The 8,043-nt window shown below is 64.2% G+C and carries 8 protein-coding genes; 7 read left to right on the top strand and 1 reads right to left on the bottom strand.

Translation table 11 applies throughout. The features are described from left to right. The 7 genes from IT350_19835 to IT350_19805 all read left to right on the top strand — a co-directional run. A partial coding sequence (locus IT350_19835) for a hypothetical protein (protein MCC6160313.1) occupies positions 1-332 on the top strand: 332 nt, incomplete at its 5' end. Positions 333-564: 232 nt separating this feature from the next. Continuing rightward, positions 565-765, top strand: coding sequence for a helix-turn-helix domain-containing protein (locus tag IT350_19830; protein MCC6160312.1), 201 nt, complete (start codon positions 565-567; stop codon positions 763-765). A gap of 128 nt (positions 766-893) precedes the next feature. Then, positions 894-1,709, top strand: a complete 816-nt coding sequence (locus IT350_19825) for a hypothetical protein (GenBank protein ID MCC6160311.1) — start codon at positions 894-896, stop codon at positions 1,707-1,709. Continuing rightward, positions 1,706-3,913 (top strand): ATP-dependent RecD-like DNA helicase, encoded by a 2,208-nt coding sequence (locus tag IT350_19820; protein ID MCC6160310.1) that lies wholly within the window; start codon positions 1,706-1,708, stop codon positions 3,911-3,913. The genes IT350_19825 and IT350_19820 overlap by 4 nt, the downstream gene beginning before the upstream one ends. Positions 3,914-3,955: 42 nt before the next feature. Further along, positions 3,956-4,750: an enoyl-CoA hydratase/isomerase family protein gene (locus tag IT350_19815; GenBank protein ID MCC6160309.1), complete on the top strand. Its 795-nt coding sequence runs from the start codon at positions 3,956-3,958 to the stop codon at positions 4,748-4,750. A 2-nt stretch (positions 4,751-4,752) separates the two neighbouring features. Continuing rightward, positions 4,753-5,865: a glycosyltransferase family 4 protein gene (locus tag IT350_19810; GenBank protein ID MCC6160308.1), complete on the top strand. Its 1,113-nt coding sequence runs from the start codon at positions 4,753-4,755 to the stop codon at positions 5,863-5,865. Continuing rightward, complete coding sequence (locus IT350_19805) at positions 5,862-7,046, top strand: glycosyltransferase family 2 protein (protein MCC6160307.1); 1,185 nt, start codon at positions 5,862-5,864, stop codon at positions 7,044-7,046. The genes IT350_19810 and IT350_19805 overlap by 4 nt, the downstream gene beginning before the upstream one ends. Here IT350_19805 and IT350_19800 read toward each other — a convergent pair. Beyond that, on the bottom strand, positions 7,043-7,939 hold the full coding sequence (locus IT350_19800; protein MCC6160306.1) for an MBL fold metallo-hydrolase: 897 nt from the start codon (positions 7,937-7,939) through the stop codon (positions 7,043-7,045). The genes IT350_19805 and IT350_19800 overlap by 4 nt on opposite strands. Positions 7,940-8,043 lie beyond the last annotated feature (104 nt).

Below are 8,043 nucleotides of genomic sequence, written 5' to 3'. Positions count from 1 at the left end.
GCATCGTGCTGGGATTCGTGCTGTGGAACGGCGGGACCGCGACGGAAATGGTCGGCTGCGCCGAAGTGACGAACGACTCCGGCCAGAACACGGTGTACTTTTCCGACGAGAACGGACCGAGCCTGACCCGCACCTCGACGCATCCGCTGAACTCGGGCTTCATGCTCTTCAACGTGCCCGCGGATGGCCCGTACGACTTCACCGCGACCGTGGACGAGACCGAGGAGACCGGGACGACGGTGCCGCAGGTCTTCGCGTCGTCGGTGACGATGACGTACCTGGTCTACGGCGGCGAATACGAAACGAACCCGACGCCGACCGGGTGCGAGTGAAAATCTGAAACTTGGAAAACCGGGGTACAGGCACCGCTTCGCGTTGCCAGTCCCCGGCTTCGCGAGTTGCGCGTCCCCGAACAAACCGCCCCGGGGAACACCAGATGATCGCGGTCCGTGGCCGGAAAATGCTTCAGGCGCGACGTGGGCGCGCCGATGAAATGGGCAAGTCGGAGACGATCGCAATCCGATCATCGAGGAAACACGAGGCTTTGACATGAACGGAATAGGCATGTCCGCGAATTCCCGATTCCTGACGGTGAAAGAAGCGTCGGAGTTCTGCATGGTCTCCACCGAGACCATCCGTCGGTGGATCCGCAACAACGAACTCAAGGCGTTCAACACGCGCGGTCATGGCGTCACCAAGATTCTGTACGACGACCTGCGCTCCTTCGCCGAACGCCAGAACATGCTGACTGCGGATCAGGGCTGACCCCGATCCGAATCGTGAGCAAGAGCTGAATTCGCTCGCGCGTTCCCACGCGTCCCCCTCCCCCACCTTGTTCCGCGCGCCGGATCACCTACAATCATCCATCAGATTCCCGACTGCGCGGAGCGGATTTGAACGATCAGGGACCCCTGTGGCCGGTGGGCGACACCAGCGCGGTCGAGTGCGTTGAGAATATCCTTGCGTACATCGGCCGCGTCGCGGACCCCGAACTTAGGGCTGCCTTCGTGGGCGAGAAACTGCTCGCGCTGACGGATGACAATGTCGTTCGCGCGATCACGCTCATACATCGCCGGGCACGCGAGGCCGACCACGGCGCGCTCGATACCTGGAGCGTCCTCGCCCATCCGCGAACCCTCGCCGAGCGGCTCGACACGTATCGACGCAGTCGCATTTTTCATTGTGCAACGCGTTTGGGCGTGCGAGAGGTCGTGGCGCTGTTTTCCAAGGGACGCCCGGCCCGCGTTTCGGCGCGCGCCGACGAGGATTTCCTGATCTACGGTCTCGCCGGCCAGACGGTGGGCCGACGCGTCTCGAAGGCGCGGGACACCGATCGCGAAACGCGCACGAAGATCATGTACGACGCGAATCCCCAGGTGATTGAGGCGTATTTGCAAAATACGCGGACGACCGAGGCGGATGTGGTGCGTGTCGCGGCCCGGCGGCCCTCGTCCGCCGTCATCCTGGAAACCATTTACCGTTCGGCCCGGTGGATCACGCGCTACACGGTCAAACTCGCCCTCGCGCGCAATCCGTACACGCCGGAGAATCTGGCGAACAATCTCCTGCCCCATCTTCTGTTGTCCGATCTGCTCGAAATCCAGGACGATCGCAGCCTGTGCGACAGCGTCCGGGAGAACGCGGCGAGATTCATCGAGTCGCGCCGTGCGCTGCGCGACCGTCCCACCCGCGAAGACGACGGCGCATGACGCAGTCCTCCCTGATCGGCGGCGGCGAGCAGTCGCTTCGCGGCCGCGTCACGCGGATCATCTTCGCGAACGAGGAAACCGGCTTTGCGATCTGCCGTTTCGATCTGCCCGACGGCCGGGAGGAAATCATCGCCGGCGACCTGTTCGACGTGCACGTCGACGAGGAACTGGAGGTCGTCGGCGGTCACGAGGAGACGCGCCACGGAAAGCGTTTTCGGGTTCGAGCGTATCAACCGATACTTCCCAGTACGCCGGTCGGCATCGCTCGGTATCTTGCGTCCGGCATCGTGCCCGGCATCGGAAAGGTGATGGCGGAGCGCATCGTTCGGCACTTCGGGGCGGAGACACTGTCGATCCTCGACGAAGATCCGAAGCGCCTTACCGACGTCGACGGCATCGGTGCGAAGCGCGGCGCGGCGCTCGCGTCGGTGTGGACGGCCAAGCGGAGTTGGCGCGAACTGGTGGTCTTTCTCCAAAGCGTGGGTGTGCCGCGTTCACTCGCCGGCAAAATCGTCAAGCACTACGGCGAAGACGCGATTCGACGGCTCAAAGCGAATCCCTACGAACTCGCTCTCGATGTGAAGGGGATCGGATTCGCCACGGCGGACAAGATCGCGGGAGCGCTGGGCATCGAGCACGATTCCATCGACCGCGCGCAGGCGGGGCTCGTTCACATTCTCTCGTCCCTCGCGGATGAGGGCCATACGGGATATGTGCGAGGCGGCCTGTGCCGCGCGTGCGCCGACCAACTCGGCATCGACACGGGCCGCGCCGAGGAAGCCCTCGAACGGCTGCGCGAGCGGGGTCTCGTCGTCGCGGACTCCGTGGACTCGCCCGACGAACCGACCGTTTTTCTGAAGGAGCTTCACGACGCCGAGGTCGCGGTGGCGCGAGGGCTTCGCGGCATTCGCGCCGGGCAGTCGCGCCTTCGCGATTTCGACGCATTCAAAGCCATCCAATGGTTGTCCGAAAAGAAGGGGATCGAGCTGTCCCCCACGCAGTCGGTCGCCGTCGGCAACGCGCTCAAGGACAAGGTCGCCGTCATCACGGGCGGACCGGGAACCGGGAAGACGACCATCATCCGCGCAATTGTCGAAATCACGGAGGCGCTCAAGGGTCGCGTCGTCCTCGCCGCACCGACGGGCCGAGCGGCCAAGCGCCTGTCGGAGGCCTGCGGGCGCGAGGCGAAGACCCTCCATCGGCTGTTGGAGATTCGGCCCGGCACGAGCGCGCGATTTTCCGCCGCGCGCCTCGACCCCGACGTGATCGTCGTAGACGAGGCGGGCATGATCGACGTGCAGATGATGGCAACGATCGCGATGTCGATCGCCGCGCACACGCACGTCATTCTCGTCGGCGACGTGGATCAGTTGCCGTCAGTCGGCCCGGGGTCGGTGCTGCGCGACCTGATTGAGTGCGGCGAGCTTCCCGTCGCCCGACTCACCGAGATCTTCCGGCAGGCACAGCGAAGCCTGATCGTCACCAACGCCCACCGCATTCGGCGCGGGCAGGAACCGATCCTGACCGACGACGCAGAGGCCGACTTCTTCTTCATCCAACGCGACAACCCCGAAGGCGCGCAGAACACCATCGTCGATCTCGTCACGCGCCGTTTGCCGAACCGGTACGGCCTCGATCCGATGGCCGACATTCAGGTCCTGACGCCGATGCACAAGGGAGATATCGGCGTGCGTCGCCTCAATGAGTGTTTGCAGCTCGCGCTCAATCCGTCGGGATCCGAGTTGCGGCGCGGCGAGCGGATCTTTCGCGTGCGCGATCGGGTGTTGCAGACGTCGAACGATTACGACCGCGGCGTGTACAACGGGGACCTCGGTCGCGTGAATTACGTAGACGCGAGCGGCAGGTTTCTGAACGTCGACTTCGACGGCGTCACGGTCAAGGTCGAAGGAGCGCAGTTCGACGACCTCGCCCTCGCTTACGCGACGAGCATTCACAAATCCCAGGGATCGGAATACCCGGCGGTCGTGGTCGCGCTTTCGACGCAGCACTTCATTTTGTTGCAACGCAATCTGCTCTACACGGCGGTGACGCGGGCCAAGCGGCTCGTCGTCGTCGTGGGCAGCCGACGGGCGCTCGAACTCGCGATTCGCAACGACGACGTGAGCCGTCGGTACGGTCTGCTCGCCGAACGCCTGCGTCGCGCGCTGTCGCCCTCGCTTGTTCCCGATTTCGAATCCTCCTAGCATGCGCCCTGCCCGCCGCCGGGTTCCATTCGGGAGAACTTCATGAGCACCGAAGCGGTCAAATGCATCGTAGACGGCGCGGTCGCGCGTCTCGTCATCAATCGTTCCGAAAAGCGAAATGCGATCAATGTGGACGTGGTTCTGGAACTTGGCCGACATCTCGACGATCTCGCGCTGCGCTCCGACGTTCGCGTCATTACCCTGGCCGGCGAAGGTGCCTGTTTTTCGGCGGGAATCGACGTAACCGCCGTGGCGGGGCTCGGCGGCGTGGACGAGACGGAGCGCGGCCTGCACCTGCGCGAGCTCGCCCGAAAGATCCAACACGTCGTCAACCGGATTGAGACGCTCGAAAAACCCGTGATCGCCGTCCTTCACAGCCACGCGCTCGGTCTCGCGATGGAGATAGTCCTCGCCTGCGACTTTCGTATCGCCGCGGACGACCTGCGGTTCGGCCTTCCCGAAATCTACCTGGGCTTGATCCCGGACTGCGGCGGCACGACACGCCTCACGCGCATGGTCGGTCCGGCGGTGGCGAAAGAAATGATCCTGCTGGGCGACGCGGTGGACGCACAGACCGCGTTGGCGCTGCGCATCGTGAACGAAGTTTGCCCGCGGGAGGATCTCGAAACCCGCACCGCCGCGCTGGTCGAGCGCCTCGTGACGCGGCCCGCGCGGGCGCTGGGGCTCGCCAAGCGGATGATCGACTGGTCGACCTCGATGGAGCGCATGACGAGCTTCGACACCGAGGTCATGGCGCAGACGGCCGCGGTTTCCGCGCCGGACTTTCCGCAGATTCTCGCAAACGGTGTCATGACGCTGCGGGCCAAGAAACACTGAGCATGTCGGCCAGTCCGCTTCGCGTTTTGCAGGTCGCCGAGGGCGCGGCGTTCGCCGGGATCGAGACGCACGTCCTGGCGTTGGCCGGGGCCATCGCCCCGGACGATATCCACCTGCGCGCGGCCGTGTTTTTCGACGCGCAATTGGTGGCGTCGCTTCGCGATCTCGGAGTCTCGAGCCGGGTTCTGCGACGTCGGTCGAAGTTCGATTTTACGCCTTCGGATGAGATCGCGGATGCGGCGCGCGAGGTCGATGTTATTCATTCGCACGGCTACCTCTCCAACATTCACGCATCCCGCGCGGCCCGGCACGCGAAAAAGCCGCATGTCATCACGGTGCATGGCCATCGCGAACCGTTTTCCGGCTGGAACGGGCTCAAGATGGGTGCGTACATGGCGCTCGATCATCGGGCGGCGCGGCGTGCTGATCGCGTCATCGCGGTGTCGAATCCCATCGCGAACGAAATGCGTTCATTCGGCGTAACGGGGGAGAGGCTGCGTGTCGTGGCGAACGGACTTGCGGATCGTGTCCGAGACATCGAGACTCGAAAACGAATCCGCGCCGAGTGGGAATTTGCGGACGCGGATGTTGTCGTTGGATTCGTCGGTCGCTTTGATCCCGTGAAGGCCCCGCTGCGATTCGTGGAGGTCGCGGCGCAAACGTGCGCGAAGACGTCAAATGTGAATTTCGTGATGGCCGGCGATGGGCCGCTCCGCGCGGAGTGTGAGCGGCGCACGGCCGGGCTTGGCATCGGCGAGCGAGTTCGCTTCCTCGGATTTCGAACGGACATCGACGATGTGATCGACGCGTTCGATATCCTGCTCATGACCTCCGATTCCGAGGGGGTACCGCAGGCGCTTCTGGCCGCCATGCGGGGCGGAATTCCCGCAGTCTGCTCGGCGGTGGGTGGCATTCCGGATATCCTCGCGGGAATGGACGAGTTGACGGCAACACCCCATGCGGAGGCGCTGTCCGCGCGACTGATCCCGCTGGTTCGCGACGCGGCGATGCGCGCGGAATTCGGCGCGAAGCTGCGCGAGCGCTTCGAGCGCGAATACACCGCCGATGTGATGGCGGCGAGGATCGCGGCGATCTATCGCGAGGTCGTGTCGTGATCGGGATCGCGCTACGTGCGCTTGAATTCCTGGCCTTCGCACTCGCTGTCTACTTCGCGTTCGCCGCGGCTCGCCACGCCGTGTTTTCGCTCGTCGCGCTCGTCGTCCGGCATTCCGGGGCCAGACCCCACGAGCCACGCACGCGATTCACCGTTCTGATTCCCGCGCACAACGAAGAGGCCGGCGTGGGGCGCACGATCTCGGCGGCTCGGGAAATCGATTACCCAGCGCACATGTTCGAGATCGTCGTGCTCGCGGACAATTGCGACGACGGCACCGCCGATGTTGCACGGCGCGCGGGAGTGAACGTCGTCGAGCGTCGCGATCCGCGGAAACGCGGCAAGGGTTTCGCGCTGGACTGGTTCATCTCCGGTCGAACATGGGGCGAAGGCGACGCGCTCGTTTGCCTGGATGCCGACTCCGTCGTCGACGCAGACTACCTTCGTGCGCTCGATGCGGCGATTCAGGACGGCGCGCCGGCGGTTCAAGGATACAACGGCGCGCGCGACCCCGGCCGCTCGTCGCTCGCCGCCCTCTCCACGCTCACGAACACGATGAAAAACGCCGGGACCTACGCCGGGCGCGCGAGACTGGGATTGCCCGCGCCGCTCATGAATGGATGGTGCCTCACCGGTCGCGTGCTTCGAAATTGCGGCTGGATGAGTTTTTCGGTCGCGGAGGATTTCGAGCAGACCCTGCGGCTCGCCATTCTCGGTGTCTATCCCCGGTTCGTCGATTCCGTCGCGGTGCGTTCCGAGAAGGCGTCGTCATTCGCCAAGGCGGCCGGACAGCGCAAGCGGTGGAGCGGCGGCCAGGCGCAGGTCGCGAAGACGCTGGGCAGATACGCGCGACGCAAGGCGATTCGCGAGCGCTCGTGGTCGTTGTGGGAACTCACGATGGATGTTGTGCTCCCCGGTTACGCTATCAACGCCGCGGCGCTCATCGCGCTGGCGCTCGGCGCATGCCGCTTCGTGCTGCCGTGGGTCTGGCTCGCATCCTGCGTGGGGTTGCTCATGATCGCGGTCGCAACGTTTGTGGGTGTTGTTAAGACACGTCCGCGCTCGGCGGTGATTCGCGGCCTCGCACTCGCGCCGTTCTTCGTGGTCTGGAAAGTGTTGCTGGCGATTTCGGCGCGCATCCGACCGCCGAAAACGTGGCACCGCGCCGACCGCGACGACTAGACCCGTTCGTAGACGCCGTCGCGTTCGATCACCCGTCCCTCCTCCTCGAAAATCCGCAAGTGTTTGCCGATCATCTGCTTTTCGAAGAAACGCAGCAGTGTTTGCCGATGCGGGTGCGTCCGGTAGAATGGCTTGGTCTCGACAAGCTGCGCCATCGTCGCCGGGTGATCGAGCAGCGCGAGAATTCGCTCGCCGTTTTCGTCGAAGCGCCGCGCGTAGGCGGCGAGCTCCGCGTCGATTCCGTCGCGGATCGGCATGCGATGCGCCGAAGCCACCACGCGCGGACGCAGGTCGCGCACCGCCTCGACGGAAGCGCGAAACCTGGGGATGTCCGACTCCGGGTTTCCATACCAAGGTCCGAACTTCGTCAGGTCGATATCCACGGTGAGGGCGAGCCCCGAGTTCTCCTCGAAAAAGACGAAGTGATCGTCGAGGTGCCCCGGCGCGTGAATCGCACGAAGGCGAACGCGTCCGCAGTCGAAAACATGGCCGTCGCCGAAGGTGTGCGTGAACGCCGGATTCGCCTCGATGTAGAGAAGCTCGTCGCGGATGGCGCGCGACCAGTTGTCTGCCGCGAGCGGCTCGTCGCAAAAGCGCGGCGCGAGCAGATCGACGACGCCGAAGGTGTCGGCGGTCATCTCCGGCACCCAGATTTCGCATCCTTCGAAGACGACGTTCTGGCGGCAGTGGTCGATGTGGGAGTGCGTGTTGATGACGCGCGCGGGCCGGTAGGTGTCGCGAAGCCATGTCGCGACCTCGGGGGAAAATCCTGTATCCACGATCGTGACGGGATCGGTGTCGATGAGAAAACTGAAGGAGTCCGGGAATTTGCCGTGAAACGGCCCGACAATCAGGAAAATCGCATCGCCCAGGGGAACCAGAACATCCTGCATTTCATATCCAGAATCCAAATCCTCCATGGGCGGTTGCGCCTCTCTTGTCGCACGTCGAACTGCGTTTTTAAAGGGCAACCCCGATCCCTTCGAGTCGCGTTTTC

This window comes from Deltaproteobacteria bacterium (assembly GCA_020845895.1).
Classification (GTDB): domain Bacteria; phylum Lernaellota; class Lernaellaia; order JACKCT01; family JACKCT01; genus JADLEX01.
This window is presented reverse-complemented; position numbering and strand designations above follow the sequence as displayed.

Bases quoted from the DNA above. Each gene is read 5' to 3' on its own strand.
- IT350_19830 (MCC6160312.1), top strand. From the start codon at position 565: ATGTCCGCGAATTCCCGATTCCTGACGGTGAAAGAAGCGTCGGAGTTC.
- IT350_19820 (MCC6160310.1), top strand. From the start codon at position 1,706: ATGACGCAGTCCTCCCTGATCGGCGGCGGCGAGCAGTCGCTTCGCGGC.
- IT350_19815 (MCC6160309.1), top strand. From the start codon at position 3,956: ATGAGCACCGAAGCGGTCAAATGCATCGTAGACGGCGCGGTCGCGCGT.
- IT350_19810 (MCC6160308.1), top strand. From the start codon at position 4,753: ATGTCGGCCAGTCCGCTTCGCGTTTTGCAGGTCGCCGAGGGCGCGGCG.
- IT350_19800 (MCC6160306.1), bottom strand. From the start codon at position 7,939: ATGCAGGATGTTCTGGTTCCCCTGGGCGATGCGATTTTCCTGATTGTC.